This window comes from Stenotrophomonas sp. AN71 (assembly GCF_050435725.1).
In the GTDB taxonomy this organism is placed as follows: domain Bacteria; phylum Pseudomonadota; class Gammaproteobacteria; order Xanthomonadales; family Xanthomonadaceae; genus Stenotrophomonas.
This window is the reverse complement of record NZ_JBNDKU010000006.1, coordinates 33,497-49,422: the sequence shown is the minus strand read 5'-3', so window position 1 is coordinate 49,422 and position 15,926 is coordinate 33,497. Positions and strand designations below refer to the sequence as shown.

The 15,926-nt window shown below is 67.5% G+C and carries 17 protein-coding genes; 7 read left to right on the top strand and 10 right to left on the bottom strand.

Annotated elements, in window-relative coordinates; genetic code table 11:
* Nucleotides 1–302: 302 nt before the first annotated feature.
* Together ABH900_RS11265 and ABH900_RS11260 are read left to right on the top strand one after the other, a co-directional pair.
* Nucleotides 303–1,472, top strand: coding sequence for a class I SAM-dependent rRNA methyltransferase (locus ABH900_RS11265; RefSeq protein WP_429622932.1), 1,170 nt, complete (start codon nt 303–305; stop codon nt 1,470–1,472).
* Between the two features lie 177 nt (nt 1,473–1,649).
* Nucleotides 1,650–2,891 carry a dipeptidase gene (locus ABH900_RS11260; protein ID WP_429622931.1) on the top strand — a complete coding sequence of 414 codons (1,242 nt, stop codon included), beginning with the start codon at nt 1,650–1,652 and terminating at the stop codon, nt 2,889–2,891.
* Nucleotides 2,892–2,971: 80 nt separating this feature from the next.
* Here the strand turns inward: ABH900_RS11260 and ABH900_RS11255 are convergent, their stop codons facing one another.
* The 3 genes from ABH900_RS11255 to ABH900_RS11245 form a co-directional block, all read right to left on the bottom strand.
* Nucleotides 2,972–4,399, bottom strand: a complete 1,428-nt coding sequence (locus ABH900_RS11255) for an amino acid permease (protein ID WP_429622930.1) — start codon at nt 4,397–4,399, stop codon at nt 2,972–2,974.
* Nucleotides 4,400–4,558: 159 nt separating this feature from the next.
* A complete protein-coding gene (locus ABH900_RS11250; protein WP_429622929.1) occupies nt 4,559–4,978 on the bottom strand; it encodes a hypothetical protein in 420 nt (139 codons plus the stop codon).
* Between the two features lie 53 nt (nt 4,979–5,031).
* Nucleotides 5,032–6,114: an aldo/keto reductase gene (locus ABH900_RS11245; protein ID WP_429622928.1), complete on the bottom strand. Its 1,083-nt coding sequence runs from the start codon at nt 6,112–6,114 to the stop codon at nt 5,032–5,034.
* Between the two features lie 97 nt (nt 6,115–6,211).
* Between ABH900_RS11245 and ABH900_RS11240 the strand changes: the two genes are divergently transcribed.
* Entirely contained in the window at nt 6,212–7,114 is a 903-nt protein-coding gene (locus ABH900_RS11240) for a LysR family transcriptional regulator (RefSeq protein ID WP_429622927.1), read from the top strand.
* 50 nt (nt 7,115–7,164) lie between these two features.
* Here the strand turns inward: ABH900_RS11240 and leuE are convergent, their stop codons facing one another.
* Both leuE and ABH900_RS11230 read right to left on the bottom strand, forming a co-directional pair.
* Nucleotides 7,165–7,794, bottom strand: a complete 630-nt coding sequence (gene leuE / locus ABH900_RS11235; RefSeq protein ID WP_046983831.1) for a leucine efflux protein LeuE — start codon at nt 7,792–7,794, stop codon at nt 7,165–7,167.
* Nucleotides 7,795–7,809: 15 nt separating this feature from the next.
* Complete coding sequence (locus tag ABH900_RS11230; protein ID WP_429622926.1) at nt 7,810–8,781, bottom strand: LysR substrate-binding domain-containing protein; 972 nt, start codon at nt 8,779–8,781, stop codon at nt 7,810–7,812.
* A 91-nt stretch (nt 8,782–8,872) separates the two neighbouring features.
* Here ABH900_RS11230 and ABH900_RS11225 point away from each other — a divergent pair, with 91 nt between their 5' ends.
* Nucleotides 8,873–9,880, top strand: coding sequence for a zinc-binding alcohol dehydrogenase family protein (locus tag ABH900_RS11225; RefSeq protein ID WP_429622925.1), 1,008 nt, complete (start codon nt 8,873–8,875; stop codon nt 9,878–9,880).
* A 69-nt stretch (nt 9,881–9,949) separates the two neighbouring features.
* Here the strand turns inward: ABH900_RS11225 and ABH900_RS11220 are convergent, their stop codons facing one another.
* Complete coding sequence (locus tag ABH900_RS11220; RefSeq protein WP_429622924.1) at nt 9,950–10,555, bottom strand: glutathione S-transferase family protein; 606 nt, start codon at nt 10,553–10,555, stop codon at nt 9,950–9,952.
* A gap of 55 nt (nt 10,556–10,610) precedes the next feature.
* On the opposite strand from ABH900_RS11220, the gene rmuC reads away from it, so the two are divergent.
* The 3 genes from rmuC to ABH900_RS11205 all read left to right on the top strand — a co-directional run bounded on the left by rmuC (nt 10,611) and on the right by ABH900_RS11205 (nt 13,310).
* Nucleotides 10,611–12,179, top strand: a complete 1,569-nt coding sequence (gene rmuC / locus ABH900_RS11215; protein ID WP_429622923.1) for a DNA recombination protein RmuC — start codon at nt 10,611–10,613, stop codon at nt 12,177–12,179.
* Nucleotides 12,180–12,240: 61 nt separating this feature from the next.
* Nucleotides 12,241–12,639, top strand: coding sequence for a hypothetical protein (locus ABH900_RS11210; RefSeq protein ID WP_429622922.1), 399 nt, complete (start codon nt 12,241–12,243; stop codon nt 12,637–12,639).
* A gap of 125 nt (nt 12,640–12,764) precedes the next feature.
* Nucleotides 12,765–13,310 carry a glutathione peroxidase gene (locus tag ABH900_RS11205; RefSeq protein ID WP_008266870.1) on the top strand — a complete coding sequence of 182 codons (546 nt, stop codon included), beginning with the start codon at nt 12,765–12,767 and terminating at the stop codon, nt 13,308–13,310.
* Between the two features lie 85 nt (nt 13,311–13,395).
* On the opposite strand, the gene ABH900_RS11200 is transcribed toward ABH900_RS11205, so the two are convergent.
* The 4 genes from ABH900_RS11200 to mlaD are packed head-to-tail and all read right to left on the bottom strand — an operon-like array spanning nt 13,396 to nt 15,895.
* The gene (locus ABH900_RS11200; protein ID WP_429622921.1) at nt 13,396–14,400 is read right to left on the bottom strand and encodes an MlaA family lipoprotein; all 1,005 of its coding nucleotides are present in this window, start codon (nt 14,398–14,400) and stop codon (nt 13,396–13,398) included.
* 1 nt (nt 14,401) lies between these two features.
* Entirely contained in the window at nt 14,402–14,722 is a 321-nt protein-coding gene (locus ABH900_RS11195; protein ID WP_429622920.1) for an STAS domain-containing protein, read from the bottom strand.
* Nucleotides 14,712–15,374: an MlaC/ttg2D family ABC transporter substrate-binding protein gene (locus ABH900_RS11190; RefSeq protein ID WP_429622919.1), complete on the bottom strand. Its 663-nt coding sequence runs from the start codon at nt 15,372–15,374 to the stop codon at nt 14,712–14,714. The genes ABH900_RS11195 and ABH900_RS11190 overlap by 11 nt, the downstream gene beginning before the upstream one ends.
* Nucleotides 15,371–15,895 (bottom strand): outer membrane lipid asymmetry maintenance protein MlaD, encoded by a 525-nt coding sequence (gene mlaD / locus ABH900_RS11185; protein ID WP_429622918.1) that lies wholly within the window; start codon nt 15,893–15,895, stop codon nt 15,371–15,373. Before mlaD ends, ABH900_RS11190 begins: the two co-directional genes overlap by 4 nt.
* Between the last annotated feature and the right edge of the window lie 31 nt (nt 15,896–15,926).

Below are 15,926 nucleotides of genomic sequence, written 5' to 3'. Positions count from 1 at the left end.
TCGGGAGGGGGATCCAGGGACAGAGCTTCGCCGGGACGGCGAAGGTCTCGCTCGCAGTTCCGATGGGCTGGAACTGCCGTTGCACCGGAGCCTGCGGGCTCGAATTGACGGCGACAACGTCTGGGAGCTACTCCCCTTCTGGCGCCGATTCTGCGGCCTGGCCGGGCTGCCGTCAAATACCCGGGGGCAAGGGGTCGATTCGGGGTCGGACCCCAACGGGGCTCCGACCCCATTCCCATGATCGGCAAGGGGACGGAGCCCCTCCGGGGATCCGACCCCGGCGGCCGGTTTACAATAGGTGGATGAATACCCCCCTTCCGATTGTCCGCCTCAAGAATGCGTGGCGCTCCAGCCACCCGTGGATCTTCCAGAAACTGGTCGAGAAGCCGACCGTCCGGCCCAAGCCCGGTTCCATCGTCGACGTGGTCGGCATTGATGGCGAATTCATCGGCCGCGGGTTCTACAACGGGCATTCGCGCATCGCCGTGCGCATCCTTGAAACCGATCAGAACGTGCCGGTCGATGCCGGCTGGTTCTCGCGCAAGATCGCCCAGGCCGCGTCGCTGCGTCGTGAGGTGCTCAAGCTCGATGCCGTGTCCGACGCCTGGCGCGTGGTGCACAGCGAGGGCGACGGCCTGTCCGGCCTGGTGGTCGACCGCTATGGCGACCTGGTGGTGGTCGAGTTCTTCGCCGCCGGCATGTTCCGCCACCGTGAGTGGATCTACGATGCGCTGCGCGAACAGTTCCCGGGCTGCCGTTTCCACAGCTTCGCCGACGAACACGTGCAGAAGCAGGAGAGCTTCGACTTCCACGGCAACACCACCACCGAAGCGGCGGTGATCACAGAGTACGGCATCAAGTTCCGCGCCGACCCGGCCGGCGCGCACAAGACCGGTTTCTTCGCCGACCAGCGCGAGAACCGCGAGTGGCTGAGCCAGCAGGTGGAAGGCAAGAGCGTGCTGGACCTGTGCTGCAACACCGGCGGTTTTGCCGTGTACGCAGCCGCACGCGGTGCCTCGGAGGTGGTCGGCATCGATATCGATGAAGACGTGATCCAGATCGCGAAGGGCAATTCGCGCCTGAACAATGTGCGCCCGAAGTTCGTCCAGTCCGACATCTTCCCGTGGCTGCGCGATGCCGCCAACCGCGGCGAAAAGTACGACGTGGTGATCCTGGATCCGGCGAAGATGACCCGCGACCGCGACCAGGTGATCAGCGCGCTGAAGAAGTATCTGGACATGAACAAGCTGGCATTGGGCGTGGTCAAGCCCGGTGGCCTGTTCGCCACGTTCTCCTGCACCGGCCTGGTGGCCGAGGACCAGTTCCTGGACATGCTGCGTCGCGCGGCGTACTTCTCCGGCCGCACGATCCAGATCCTGAAGGTGGCCGGCGCCGGTCCGGACCATCCGTTCATGGCCCACGTGCAGGAATCGCGCTATCTGAAGGCCGTGTTCTGCCGCGTGGTCGACTGACGGTCGGCTTCCGCGTTCGCCGGGCATGAATCATGTCCACTGCCCGGCGGCCAGCTTCCCGCGCATTGCGATGCGTTCGTGAAAATGGCGCCCTATGGATGGGGGGCGCGGCCCGGCGCTACCCATCGACGGGCAGCAGCGTTATGGTCGGGCTCTTCCCATTGCCGGTAAGCGCCCATGCCATCGTTGCGTCAGCTGTCCGTCGTGCTTGCCCTGGCGCTGTGCGCGCCCCTGTCGGCGCACGCCATCGAGTTCAGCGCGCAGGAACTGGCCCGTGCCAAGGCGCTGCAACAGCGCCTGGTCACCCTCGACAGCCACCTGGATACGCCGGCCAACTTCGGCCGCAGCGGCTTTGACATCGAGCAGCGCCACGATCGCAACGCGCTCTCGCAGGTCGACTACCCACGTATGGTCGAAGGCGCGCTGGACGGTGGCTTCTGGGCGATCTACACCGACCAGGGCGACCGCAGCGCGGCCGCACATCTGGCCGAGCGCGACCATGGCCTGCAGCGCCTAATGGAAATCCGCCAGATGCTGGCGGCCAATCCCGAGCGTTTCGCGCTGGCGCTGACCGCCGATGACGCAGCGCGGATCAAGGCCGCGGGCAAGCGTGTGGTCTACATCAGCATGGAGAACGCCAGCCCGCTGGTAGCCGACCCGAGCCTGCTGTCGTTCTACCATCTCGCCGGTCTGCGCCTGCTCAGCACCGTGCACTTCGCCAACAACGAGTTCGCCGATTCGGCCACCGACCCCAAGGGTGCCGAGTGGAAGGGCCTGAGCCCGGCCGGTAAGGACCTGGTGCGGCAGGCGGTGAAGCTGGGCATCGTCATCGACCAGTCGCATGCCTCGGACGCGGTGTTCGATGACCTGCTGGCGATGATGCCGGTGCCGTTCGTGCTCTCGCACAGCTCGGCCAAGGCGGTCTACAACCACCCGCGCAACCTCGATGACGCGCGCCTGCGCGCGCTGGCCAAGGCCGGTGGCGTGATCCAGGTGAATGCCTATGGCGGCTACCTGATCGATACCGCGAAGACACCCGAGCGCAAGCAGGCCGAAGAAGCGCTGAGCAAACAACTGGGCGGCTGGGAAGGAATGGGTATCGAGCAGGGCGTCGCGCTGCTGAAGGCCGAGCAGTCGCTGGACCATGAGCACCCGGTACGCCATGCCAGCCTGGACGACTTCTTCGCCCACTTCGAGCACATCCTGAACGTGGTCGGCCCCGAACATGTGGGTATCGGCCTGGACTGGGATGGCGGTGGCGGCCTGAGCGATCTGCCCGATGTCAGCCAGCTGCCGAAGATCACCGCGTGGCTGTTGCGCAAGGGCTATACGGAGCAGCAGATCGCCGCCATCTGGGGCGGCAACCTGCTGCGGGTGATGCGCCAGGCGCAGGATTACGCGGCAAAGCAGGGCGGCTGACCGCCCTGCGTGAATCGGGATTCCGCCGGGCATGGCCCGGCGCTACCGTAACGATGCCGGCCAGCGGCCGGCACTACCGGTTACTTCGCGATCAGCGCATGGCGGCGGCTGTACAGGAAGTACAGCACCAGGCCGACCACGTTCCACACCAGGAAGTACAGCTGAGTGGTGTGCGGCAGGCTGATGAACAGGTAGATGCAGCCCAGCGCGGCCAGCGGGCCGACCACGAAGGCGGCCGGGGTGCGGAAGCTGCGCTCGCGCTTCGGCTCGCGCAGGCGCAGCACCACCAGGCAGATACCGACCGCCGTGAACGCGGCCAGGGTACCGGCGTTGGCCAGCGCGGCGATCTCGTCCAGGCGCGCAACGCCGGCCAGGGCCGAGACCACCACCGCGGTGAACAGCGTGGTTGCTACCGGCGTGCCGGTACGTGCGTTGACCTTGGACAGGCCGCGCGGCAGCAGGCCATCGCGGCTCATCACGAAGAAGATGCGGCTCTGGCCATACAGGAAGGCCAGCAGCACGGTCGGCAGCGCGATGATCGCGATCACGCCGATCACCATCGCCGCGGTCGGATGGCCCAGCTGGCGCATGATCAGGGCCAGCGGCTCGGCGCTGTGGCCGAACACTGCGTAGCTCATCGCGCCCACTGCGGCCAACGCCACCAGCACGTAGACAATGGTGCAGCCGATCATCGAACCGATGATGCCGATCGACAGGTCGCGGCTTGGGTTCTTGGTTTCCTCGGCGGCGGTGGAGATCGCATCGAAGCCGTAGAAGGCGAAGAAGATGATCGCCGCCGCTGCCATCACGCCGTGCTCCACGCCATCGGGGCCGATCGACTTGGCAAAGCCATAGGGCATGAACGGCTGAAGGTTGTTGCTGTCGAACGCCGGCAGTGCCACGGCCACGAAGATGGCCAGCGCGATCAGCTTGAACACCACCAGGATGGCGTTGAGCGTGGCGCTTTCCTTGGTGCCGGCCATCAGCATCAGCGCCACCAGCCAGGTGATGACGATGGCGGGCAGGTTGATCATGCCGCCTTCCACGTGCGGGCCGGCCGCCAGCCAGGCGGGCAGGTGAATGTTCCAGCCGAACTGGGTGTGGACCCACTCGAGGAAGCCGACGAAGTAGCCCGACCAGCCCACCGCCACCGTACTCACCACCAGCGAGTACTCCAGGATCAGGCTCCAGCCCACCACCCAGGCGAATACCTCGCCCAACGCGCTGTAGCTGTAGGTGTAGGCGCTGCCGGCGGCCGGCATCATCGTCGACAGCTCGGCATAGGACAGGGCCGCGCAGGCGCAGACCGCACCGGCGATGGCGAAGGAGAGCAGCACGGCCGGGCCGGCCAGGTTGGCACCGACGCCGATCAGCGTGTAGATGCCGGTACCGACGATGGCGCCGATACCCAGCGCGATCAGGTGCGGCCAGCTGAGGGTCGGGACCAGGCGCCTGCCGGCTTCATGGACGGTGACGGAATCTAGGGACTTGCGCCGGAGCAGGGACATGCAGGCCTCGGAAGGGGTGACTGAGAACGACAAGTCCCCGAGTGTGACCGAACGCAGCGCAGCATTACCACTGACGGGGGTCATACCCGACAACAGCGCGCGCTGCACCGCGAGCAGGCTGCCGGAATCGGCATAAAGGGCCATCGGCCCGGTGCTGCCTCAGGGAGGGCTGGGCCAGTGGCAGCCGTCTTCCTGCCAGGCCTCGGCGTCATCGTGGAAGGCGGTAGTGCGGCCGTCGCGGGCGCGTTCGTAGCTCAGATCCAGCACCAGTGCGCCCTGGGTGCTGAGCAGGTAGCGGCCGTTGAGGCGCCCGTCGATGCGCTCTTCCCAGACGCTGTCGAACTGGTGGGGGCGATCTTCGGCGAGCACTGTGGTTTCCACCGAGACCCTGCGCAGCGGCAGGCGTTCACGGTGGCCGGCGTAGCGCACGTCGGCGCCGCCGTCATCCAGCCAGCGCCATTCCAGATGGATGCTGTCATTGTGGCCGCCGCTCAGGCAGCGATGGTCCTGCGCGGTGGCGGCCGACGCCGTACAGGCCAACAGCAGCAGGGGCAGGGTGATGGGGGCCAGCCGTGCCATCGTCTCGCTTCCATTCGGCGGGGCGCGCCAGCATAGCGCGCCCCGCCGCTGGCTCAGCGCCCGCGCGGCCGCAGCCGGGTGCCGCCGCTCATCAACATCCGCGGCAGCGGCATCTGCAGGAAGTCGTGCGGGAAGGCCGGTGCGACGGCACTGATCGCGTCGAGGCGCGCCTGCGCGTCGGCTGGCAGGAGCAGATCCAGTGCCGCCAGGTTGTGCTCGAACTGTGCCAGCGTGCGTGCGCCGATGATCGGCAGCGGGCCGGCAGCTGGGCGCTGCAGCAGCCAGGCCAGCGCCACCTGCGCTGGAGAGTGCGAGAGATCGGAAGCGATCTGCATCACTTCCTCGGCAATCTGCAGCGAACGTGGGGTCAACGCGCCATTGATCAGCGCGACGTTGCGTCGCGAACCACCGGGTGTGGCCTGCATCTCTTCGGCACTGGCAAGATCGGCGGCGCTGTACTTGCCGGTCAGCACGCCGCTGCCCAGCGGCGACCACGCCATCACGCCGAGGCCCAGCGCATCGGCCATCGGCAGCAGTTCGTGCTCGACGCTGCGCTGGATCAGGCTGTACTCGATCTGCAGCGCGACCAGTGGCGACCAGCCGCGCAGGTCGGCCAGGGTCTGCATGCGCGCAATCTGCCAGGCGGGTGTATCGGAGATGCCGGCATACAGCACCTTGCCGCTGCGGACCAGATCGTCGAAGCCGCGCATCACTTCGTCCACGCCGGTGGTGTCATCCCAGGCGTGCAGGTACAGCAGGTCCAGGTAGTCGGTGCCGAGCCGGCGCAGGCTGTCCTCTACCGAGCGCAGCATGCTCTTGCGGTGATTGCCGGCATTGTTGGGGTCGCCCGGTACCGTGGCCAGGGTGTACTTGCTGGCGATCACCAGCCGGTCGCGCTGGCCCTGGGCAAAGCGCCCAAGCAGGGTCTCGGCACTGCCACTGGTGTAGTTGTTCGCGGTATCGACGAAGTTGCCGCCACGTTCAACGTAGGCATCGAAGATGCGGCGGGCCTCGGCGTCATCCGCGCCCCAGCCCCAATCAGCGCCGAAGGTCATCGTGCCCAGTGCCATCGGGCTGACGCGCAGGCCGGAGCGGCCGAGCAGGCGGTAGTGGTCCAGCGACATGGGGGTTCTCACAGGAAGGCGGTCGCACCGCCGGGACCCACAGCATCCGCCGCCCGATCCTGTGGATAAACTGGATGAAACCGCACTCACCTTGAAGGATGGCTTCACAATGGATCCCTCTGCACCGCTGTCCGCGGTGGTCGCCTTCGTGCACGTCGCCGACCATGCCAGCTTCACCCGCGCCGCCGATGCGCTGGGCGTGTCTCCTTCGGCGCTGTCGCAGAGCGTGCGCGCGCTGGAGGCGCGGACGGGCGTACGCCTGCTGCAGCGGACCACGCGCCGGGTGGGCCTGACCGAACACGGTGCGCGCTTCCTCGAGCGGGTGCGCGGTGGCCTGACGCAGATCGCGTCGGCGTTCGAGGATCTGGACAGCGCGCGTACGGTGCCGGCCGGCAAGCTGCGCATCACGCTGCCACGCATCGTCGCCGACCGCCGGGTACTGCCGGCCTTGCCGTCCTTCCTGGCGCGCTACCCGCTGGTGGAAGTGGAGCTGTGTGTGGAGCCGGCGTTGACCGATCTGGTGGCCGAAGGCTTCGATGCGGGCATCCGACTCGGCGAGTCACTGGCGCACGGCATGATCGCGGTGCCGATCGGGCCACCGGAACGACAGGTGGTAGTGGCCACGCCAGACTACTTCTCGCGGCATGGCATCCCCACCGCCCCGCATGATCTGCAGGGGCATGAGTGCATCGTCCATCGCCGTGCCAATGGCCGGCTGATGCCTTGGGAGTTCAGTCGCGAGGGTCACGAGCTGGAAGTGCAGGTCGGCGGGCGGTTGGTGTTCAACGATGCCGAACTGGCTTACGCGGCGGTACTTGGTGGGCTGGGCATGGCGCAGGGATTCGCCTCGCTGGTGGCCGACGACGTCGCGGCTGGCCGCCTGCAGACGGTGCTGGAGGAGTGGCAACCGCCGTTCCCCGGCTTTCACCTGTACTACCCGGCGCGCGAGCACATGGCGCCGAAGCTGCGGGTGTTCATCGACCACCTGCGCGCGGAAATGCACGACCGGTAGAAGCCAACCTCGGTTGGCAGACGTCGCGTCGAGCTTGCTCGACTGCGGTATCAGCCGTTGAGCCCCAACCGGATGCCGAAGCCGACCAGGAACAGGCCAGCGACGCGACGCAGTGCATCGCTGATCCGTGGGTGCTGGATCAGCCGGCGGCGGGCAAGGTTGCCGACCCCGATCAACATCGAGCAGTACGCGATGCTGACCACCAGAATGATGCCGGCCAGCGCCGCGAAGGTGGCGATGCCCTGGTGTGCCTTCGGGTCGATGAACAGCGGCAGGAAGGCCATGTAGAACAGGATCGCCTTCGGGTTGAGCAGGCTGACCAGGATCGCCTGCTGGAAGTAGCGCCCCGGTTGCATGCGGATCGGGCCAGCGTCGCCACCGTCGTGCTTGGGCGTGCGCAGCAGGCTGATGCCGACCCACACCAGGTAGGCCGCGCCGAGGTACTGCACGGCGTGGAACACCAGCGGATTGGCCTTGAGCAGTGCGGCCACGCCCGCCAGCGCCAGCCACATCAGGATCTGGTCACCCACCAGCAGGCCGGCCAGTGCCGTGTAGCCGCCACGCACGCCGCCGCGACCGGTGGCGGTCAGCAGGGTGAAGGTGCCGGGGCCGGGCAGGGCGAGAAACACCAGCACGGCGACCAGAAACGTCCACAGGTCCTGGATGCCCATCCACGGCATGGCGGCGTTCTCTTGTTACGGGGGGCCGCCATTGTCGGCCAGTGCCGGGTTCGGCGACAGGGGGCCGGCGAGGCCAACGGGCATGCCGGACAGCAGCGGTTGCAGGTGCTGGCGCAGCTGCGCATGCAGTTGGCGCACCGCCGGCGAGAACTGCTTGCGGTGCGGGCATACCAGCTGCAGCGGAATGTGGCTGCCAACCCCATCCAGCAGCAGCTGCAGGCGGCCGGCCAGTACGTCCTCGCGCAGGTCCAGCCAGGATTTGTAGGTGATGCCTTCGCCGGCCACGGCCCAGCGCCGCACCACGTCGGCGTCGTCGCAGACCAGCGGGCCGCGCACCGGGATCACCACGCGCCGCCCCTCGACCTCGAACGACCAGCGATCGTAAGCGCGGCCACCGAGCTGGTAGACCAGGCAATCGTGCTCGCGCAGGTCGTCCAGCCGCGTGGGTGTGCCGCGCCGCTGCAGGTAGTCGGGCGAGGCCGCCAGCAAGCGCCGGTTGCCTTCCAGCAGGGGCAGGGCGACATAGCTGGCGTCATCGAAATGACCGATGCGGATCGCCACGTCGACGGGATCGCGGAACACGTCGGCGACCTCGTCGGACAGGCGCAGGTGCAGGCGCAGTCGGGGGTGCGCGGCGCGGAAGGAGGTCAGCCACGGCAGCAGCAGGTTGCGACCGAAGTCCGACGGTGCCGACAGCTGCAGGGTGCCGTGCAGTTCGGCGTCCTCGCCCTGCACGCGGGCGTGGCCCTCGCGCAGGGTGGCCAGCACCTCCTGCGCATAGGGCAGGTACAGCGCGCCCTCGCCGGTCAATCGCAGGCTGCGGGTGGTGCGCACGAACAGGCGCAGGTCCAGTTCGCGTTCCAGCCGCGCCACCGCCGCCGCGACCTGGCCGGGCAGCAGATCGGCCTCGCGCGCGGCCTGCGAGAAGCTGCCCAGCGCAGCCGTGCGGACGAACAGCTGCAGGTCGTCGAAGCGGATCATCTTCATTGCCGGAGTGAAAGTGCTGCCCGATTCTGCGCCTTTCTGAAGGCGCGCGCGCGGCGCAACCTGTCGGCACCTTCCCCCTTGGACCGCTACCATGCGCGCCATTGCCTACACCCACGCCGGCCTGCCGATCGATGATGCCCGGGCCCTAATCGATATTGAACTGGAGCTGCCGCAGCCCGGTCCGCGCGACCTGCGCGTGGCGATACGTGCGGTAGCGGTGAACCCGGTCGACACCAAGGTGCGCCGAGGCGTGGCCACTGACGGCCCGCGCGTACTGGGCTGGGATGCGGTCGGCATCGTCGATGCGGTGGGCAGCGAGGTGACCCTGTTCCAACCGGGCGATGCGGTCTACTACGCCGGTGTGATCGATCGCCCAGGCAGCAATGCCGAGTACCAGCTGGTGGATGAGCGCAGCGTCGGGCGCAAGCCGGCCAGCCTCGACGATGCCGCTGCCGCCGCACTGCCGCTGACCGCGATTACCGCCTGGGAACTGTTGTTCGATCGCCTGCGCATTGCCGAAGGCGGTGGTGAAGGCCAGACCCTGCTGGTGATTGGTGCCGCCGGTGGCGTCGGATCGATCCTGGTGCAGTTGGCACGGAAGCTGACGAAACTGACCGTGATCGGTACCGCCTCGCGCCCGGACACCCAGGACTGGGTGTACGCGATGGGCGCGCACCACGTGATCGACCACAGCCTGCCGCTGGCCGAGGGCCTGGCACGGTTGGGCATCAAGGAGGTGCAGCACGTGGCCAGCCTGACCCACTCCGACCAGCACTACGCGCAGATCGTGGAGCTGCTGGCGCCGCAGGGCCAGTTCGGCCTGATCGACGATCCCGGCCAGGTGGACGTGATGGCACTCAAGCGCAAGGCGCTGTCGCTGCACTGGGAATCGATGTTCACCCGCCCGCTGTACAGGACAGCCGATATGCAGCTCCAGCATGAACTGCTGAACCGGGTGGCCGAGCTGATCGACGCCGGTGTGCTGCAGACCACGCTGGGCGAGCACTTCGGGCCCATCACTGCGGCCAACCTGCGGCGTGCCCATGCGTTGCTGGAGAGCCACCGTGCCAAGGGCAAGATCGTGCTGGAGGGCTGGTAAGGCCGGGCCGTTCCTGCGCCCTTGGGGTCAGATCCCTTTTCCTATGGGGAAAGGAATCTGACCCCTGCCTCATGCCACGCCGTTGTCGACGTAGGCGGTGAAACCGGCACGGCAACGCAGACGCTCGAACCAGGCCTCCACGTTGCGCAATGTGGGCCTGCTGCCGGGCGTGCTGCGCCAGCGTTGGGTCGACAGGCCGAGCACGATGTCGGCCAGGGTGAAAGCGCTGCCAGTGACATGCGCGTGGCCATCCGCCAACTGCGCATCGAGGACGCCCATCAGGCGGTTCCACTGCGCCAGACTGGCTTCGGCGCGGGCATCATCGGGGAAGTCAGGGTGCTGGCGCACGCGGGCCATGAACACGTGGCGCCAGGCGCTGTTGAGGTCGCTGGCCTGCCAATCCATCCACTGCTCCACCCGCGCACGGGCCTGCATCGCGCTGGGCAGCAGATCATCGCGGCCGGTGCGTGCGGCCAGGTAGCGGCAGATGCTGTTGGATTCCCACAGCACGAAGTCGCCATCGCGCAGCACCGGCACCTGCCGGTTCGGGTTCAGTGCGGCCAGCAGGTCCGGGGGCGGTGCCGGTTCGTGGTGCAGGGGCAGGTCGAGGCCGGCGCACAGCCACAGCACCTTGCGCACGTTGATGGAGGTGGGCTTTCCGTACAGAGCGAGCATGATCGTTTCCGGAGCAGGCCGAGCCAGCCTAGCGCAGCGGGGCTAAACTGACCGCATGAACATTGAAGTCCTCATGATCCTGGCGGTGCTCCTGTTGCTGGCAACCCTGGTCGCGCTGCTGTTGTTGTGGCGTCGCGCCTCCGGCAACGCGCCTTCCGATGAACTGCAGCAACAGTTGGCCAGCGAGCGCGAACAGCATCGCCTCGCCCTGATCGACGCTGGCCAGCTGCGCGGTCGCCTGGATGCGCTGAGTGCCGAACTCGAAGGCGAGCGTGGCCGCAGCCAGCAGCACGCACAGGCGGTCACTACGCTCACGGCCCGGGTGGAGCGCGAAACGGCACTGTCGGCCAGTCGCGAAGCACAACTGGCCGAACGCGAAGCGGCTTTGGTGCAGGTGCGTGCCGCCGCCGCCGAAACCCACGGTGAGCTGCAGCAGGCACAGCAGCGCTACCAGCAGCTGCACGGTGAACATGCCCGCGCGGTGGCCAACCTGCAGCATTCGGAACGGGCCAGCGCCGAACTGCGCAGCTATCTCGAGACCGCCAAGGAAAAACTGTCCGGTGCATTCGCCGAACTGGCCGGAAAGGTGTTCGAGGAACGTGGGCAGCAGTTCGAAAAGAACGTGCGCCAGGCTACCGTGCAGTCGCGTGCGGACATCGAAGGGCTGCTCAAGCCGTTCGCCGACAAGCTGGGTGATTTCCGTACCCGCGTTGATACCCTGTATGGCGAGGAGGCACGTCAGCGCGCCAGCCTTCTGGGTGCGGTGGGCGAACTGAAGACGCTCAACCAGGACATGGCCGCGCAGGCCTCGGCGCTGACCAATGCGTTGAAGGGCAATGCCAAGGTCCGCGGCGACTGGGGTGAGCTGATGCTCGACAACGTGCTGCGCGGTTCGGGCCTGGAAGAGGGCGTGCACTATCAGCGGCAGAAGCACGCCGTGGATGACGACGGCGCGCGCCTGCGGCCGGACGTTGTGGTGCAGTTCCCGGACGAACGCAGCGTGGTGATCGACAGCAAGGTGAACCTGATCGCCTGGCAGGAGGCGATGAATGCTCCCACCCCGGAGCAGTCCGAAGATGCGCTGCGCCGGCACGCGGTCGCACTGCGCCAGCATGTGAAGGACCTGGGCGAGAAGAACTATCCCAAGGCACTGGGCAGCGAGACGCTGGACATCACCATTGCCTTCGTTCCCATCGAAGGTGCGCTGTCGGCCGCTCTGGGCGCCGACGGGAACCTGCAGGCGTTCGCCTTCGACAACCGCGTGGTGTTTGCCTCGCCCAACACGCTCATGGCACTGCTGCGCGTGGCCGAGCGGCTGTGGACACGCGACAAGGTGCAGAAGCAGGCGCTGAAGATCAGCGAAGCCGGCGGCCTGGTGCTGGACGCCCTTACCGGGTTCCTGCAGGACTTCAATGCCATGGGCAGGAAGCTGGACGACGCTGGCAAGGCCTACGCCGATGCGCGCAATCGCCTGATCGATTCGCCACAGTCGGCCATCAGCCGCGCCCGCCGGTTGGCCGAGCTCGGCAGCAAGGCCAAGCGTGCGCTGCCGCCGGAGCTGACCCCCGATCCGATGCAGCAGCTGACCGCGCCGGAGGACGGTGAGGACGGCAATGCGGGCTGACACGTACTCTGCACCGCAGGCCCGTTATGCTGGCGGCCCTGCATTCCTTGTGGGTACCGCCATGCGCCTGCGCCTTTGCACCAGCCTTGCCCTGATCGTGCTGCTTGCCGCCTGCAGCAGTGCGCCGCCGGCGGTCGACACGGCGGCGCAGGCCACCGCAGCGACCAGCCCGGAGGCGGCCGAGGCCTATCAGGAAGCGCGCGACGTCGATTGCCAGGCCGCTGGCGGCAGTCTGCAGCGGCTCGGTCGGCTGCAGCGCGTGCAATGCGTGATTCCCTATGCCGATGCCGGCAAGACCTGCAGCCGCAAGAGCGACTGCACGGGGCAGTGCCTGGCTACGGGGGAGGTGGTGGCCGGTGTCGTGGTGTCCGGCACCTGCCAGCGCGATGCCAGCCAGACCTTCGGGTGCCGCCAGCGTATCGATGATGGCAAGGCACAAGCCACGATCTGCGTGGATTGAGGCCTGCTGTAGAGCCGAGCCCACGCTCGGCTGATGCTATGGCAGCCGAGCGTGGGCTCGGCTCTACAACTGCGCGCACAGCGCTATGCTGGTGGGCCATTCCCCGCTGTTGCCGGAGCCCCCGCGTGAGTACCTCGATCCAGGACATTTCCCTCACCACCATCGACGGCCAGCCGTCCTCGCTTGCCGACTATCGGGGCAAGGTGCTGCTGCTGGTCAACGTCGCCTCCAAGTGCGGCCTGACCCCCCAGTACGAAGGCCTGCAGGCGCTGTATGCGGAAAAGCACGCGCAGGGACTGGAAGTGCTGGGTTTCCCCGCCAACAACTTCCTCGGCCAGGAGCCGGGCAGCGAGGCGGAGATCCAGCAGTTCTGCCAGCTCACCTACGATGTCAGCTTCCCGATGTTCTCCAAGATCAGCGTGGCCGGTGACGACACCCACCCGCTGTACCAGCAGTTGACCGCCGCACAGCCGCAGTCGATCGGCGAAGGCCCGCTGCGCGAGCGCTTGGCCAGCAAGGAAATCCCGATCCACCCGGCACCGGCGGTGCTGTGGAACTTCGAGAAGTTCCTGGTGGGCCGCGACGGCAAGGTCATCGCCCGTTTCGCCCCGGACGTGGCAGCCGATGACGCACGCCTGCGCGAGGCCATCGAGGCGGCGCTGGCGGCCTGAGGAAAGCGTGCCAACCCAGGTTGGCACCTACCGGAAAAGAAAAACCCCGCCGAGGCGGGGTTTTTTCATGCGCCGATGCAGGACCTCAGTGGGTCCACTGCGGCATCGGCATCGCATCGACCGGGATCGGCGAATTGGCATCGTCGTGGCCGCGTTCGCGCTTGCTGCGCAGGTCATTCTCGATCTGGTAGTTGCGGCGCTGCATCCACGCATCGCGGACCAGGGCGTACTCGTCCACCGCGGTGTCGCGCAGATCGTCGATCGCCAGCAGCTGGGCACGGGTGTCGACCAGCTGCAGGCCCTGCAGGCCGATGCGGATCTTGTCCTCCTCGATGCGGCGGATCGGCGACAGCGGGATGTCACCGGCCAGGCCGAACACATCGCGCACGGTACGCGGGCCGAAGAACGGCAGTTCCACATAACGCGAGCGACGCCAGCCCCATGCACCCAGGGTCTGGCCGAAGTCTTCGTTGCGACGCGGCACCATCGCCTTGCTGGCCGGATCGAACAGGCCGCCGATACCCAGCGTGCTGTTCATCAGGAAGCGGCCGAGGCTGTCCCATGCATCAGCGCCACGGCCCTGCAGCACCTGGTTGGTGATGGTCACCGGTGCGCGCAGATTGCTGAAGAAGTTGCTGACGCCGGTGCGGGCGAAGCGCGGCACCACGTGGGTATACGCAGTGGCCAACGGGCGAGCGACACCGCGGTCGACCGCATTGTTGAACTTGTGCACCTTGCGGTTGAACGGTTCCCACGGGTCGTAGGCCGCCGCGCTGCCGGTGTTGCCGGTGCCGCCATACAGGGCGTCGAAGTCATCGTCACCGCCGGGGGCGGCGGCGGCGGTCTTCGATGCGCCGGCATCGGTACCCTGCACCGGCGGTACAGCCGGCGCTGGGGCGACCGTCGCCTGCGGGCTGGCGGTGGCAGGTGCGGTGTCGACCGTACCGCTGTCGGCGGCGGGGGCTTCGATGGCGGCATGGGCCGGCACCACGGTGCTGGCGGCCGGTGCATCGCTGCGCGCGGGCTTGCCGGCACAGGCGGTCAGCGCGGTGGCCAGGAGGATCAGGGGGAAAGAGCGTACGACGTTCATGTCAGCTCGCAGCAGAAGTTGCGTTGAAATCCAGGTCGGGCGACAGCCGGTAGGCCGCGCTCAGCTCGTTGTAACCGGCAGGCGCGCCGGAGATGGCCAGTGGGTGGCCGGTCTTGCGTGCCCGTGCCGCCAGTTCGGCCAGCAGGGCCAGGCCGGCGCTGTCCACGCGCTCGACCTCGGCCAGCTCCAGCCGTGCCAGCGATGCCGGCAGCGCCTGCAGCGCCTGCAGTTGCGGCCACAGCGCGATCACCGCGGCACGGTCGAGCACCCCGCGCAAGCGCAGGGTGTCGCCTTCCAGCAGCGCCAGCGCGTTACTTGCCATTGCCCGTGGGCCCGGCCTGCATGCTGCCGCTGTGCAGCTCGTTGGCCACCTGCTTGATGCCCTTCTGTCGCAGCGGGGTATCGAACTGGTTGCGGAAGGTCTGCACGTAGGAGATGCCTTCGATGTTGACGTCGAAGATCTTCCACTGGCCGTTCACGTTGCGCATCCAGTACTCGACCGGCGTCGGTTCGCTGCCGGCGCGCACCAGCTCGGTGCTCACGCGCACGCCGCGATTGCCAGGCAGCGGGCTTTCACCCTTCAGGCGGAAGCTCGGCTTGCCCTGGATGTTGAGCAGGGTCGAACCGTAGCGCTGCATCAGGCTGTCGGCCATGGCGTCTGCGAACAGCTTGATGTCGGCGTCGGAGGCGCCGCGGGCGTGCGGGCCCAGCACCAGGCGCGCGGCGTAGTCGCGGTCGAAGGTGCGGTTCAATTCGCTGTCGATGTAGCTGCGCAGGCTGGTCGGGTTGCTGCTGAACTCGCTCCTGCGCTGCTGCAGGGTGGTGAGGATGCGGGTGCTGGCATCGATCACCACCTTGCCGGCCTGGCCCTGCGTCGCGGCAGCGGCGGGGGCGGCGGCCTGCGCCTGGGCAAGGAACGGGGTAGCCAGCAGCAGCGCCGAAGCGAGCAGGGCCGGGATCAGTTTCATCTTCATGGTTGCGGTTCCGTTGCAGGCGCCTGCGCGCCATCGTTGGGCTTCTGGCCTGCGGCACCACCGGCGCCGCCACTGAACATGTACTTGCCGACCAGCTGGATCAGATCCACGGCTGGCTGGGTGAAGACGATCTCGTCGCCGGCCTTCAGCACGTCCGGATCACCGCCCGGCTGCAGACCGATATAGCTCTCGCCGAGCAAACCGCTGGTGAAGATACCGGCCGAGGTGTCCGCCGGCAGGTCCTTGACCTTGCTGTCCATGCGCAGGGTCACGATGGACTCGAACTTCACCGGATCCAGGTCGATCGAGGCGACCTGGCCGACGGTGACGCCGCCGATCTTCACCGGCGCCTGCTTGCGCAGCTGGCCGACCTGGGAGAAGCGTGCCTTCAGGTCGTAGCCTTCGCTGCCCCAGCTCCAGCGCTGGTTGGTCGAGGCCACGGCCAGCACCAGCAGCGACGCCAGGGCCAGCAGCAGGAATGCGCCGACGGAGAATTCGAGTCTGGGACCGCGGATGGCCATGTGGATTACCTGATCGAGTCGTTGTGGCCGC

Coding starts and splice junctions, on each gene's coding strand:
- ABH900_RS11265 (WP_429622932.1), top strand. CDS start 303: ATGAATACCCCCCTTCCGATTGTCCGCCTCAAGAATGCGTGGCGCTCC.
- ABH900_RS11260 (WP_429622931.1), top strand. CDS start 1,650: ATGCCATCGTTGCGTCAGCTGTCCGTCGTGCTTGCCCTGGCGCTGTGC.
- ABH900_RS11255 (WP_429622930.1), bottom strand. CDS start 4,399: ATGTCCCTGCTCCGGCGCAAGTCCCTAGATTCCGTCACCGTCCATGAA.
- ABH900_RS11250 (WP_429622929.1), bottom strand. CDS start 4,978: ATGGCACGGCTGGCCCCCATCACCCTGCCCCTGCTGCTGTTGGCCTGT.
- ABH900_RS11240 (WP_429622927.1), top strand. CDS start 6,212: ATGGATCCCTCTGCACCGCTGTCCGCGGTGGTCGCCTTCGTGCACGTC.
- leuE (WP_046983831.1), bottom strand. CDS start 7,794: ATGCCGTGGATGGGCATCCAGGACCTGTGGACGTTTCTGGTCGCCGTG.
- ABH900_RS11230 (WP_429622926.1), bottom strand. CDS start 8,781: ATGAAGATGATCCGCTTCGACGACCTGCAGCTGTTCGTCCGCACGGCT.
- ABH900_RS11225 (WP_429622925.1), top strand. CDS start 8,873: ATGCGCGCCATTGCCTACACCCACGCCGGCCTGCCGATCGATGATGCC.
- ABH900_RS11220 (WP_429622924.1), bottom strand. CDS start 10,555: ATGCTCGCTCTGTACGGAAAGCCCACCTCCATCAACGTGCGCAAGGTG.
- rmuC (WP_429622923.1), top strand. CDS start 10,611: ATGAACATTGAAGTCCTCATGATCCTGGCGGTGCTCCTGTTGCTGGCA.
- ABH900_RS11210 (WP_429622922.1), top strand. CDS start 12,241: ATGCGCCTGCGCCTTTGCACCAGCCTTGCCCTGATCGTGCTGCTTGCC.
- ABH900_RS11200 (WP_429622921.1), bottom strand. CDS start 14,400: ATGAACGTCGTACGCTCTTTCCCCCTGATCCTCCTGGCCACCGCGCTG.
- ABH900_RS11195 (WP_429622920.1), bottom strand. CDS start 14,722: ATGGCAAGTAACGCGCTGGCGCTGCTGGAAGGCGACACCCTGCGCTTG.
- ABH900_RS11190 (WP_429622919.1), bottom strand. CDS start 15,374: ATGAAGATGAAACTGATCCCGGCCCTGCTCGCTTCGGCGCTGCTGCTG.
- mlaD (WP_429622918.1), bottom strand. CDS start 15,895: ATGGCCATCCGCGGTCCCAGACTCGAATTCTCCGTCGGCGCATTCCTG.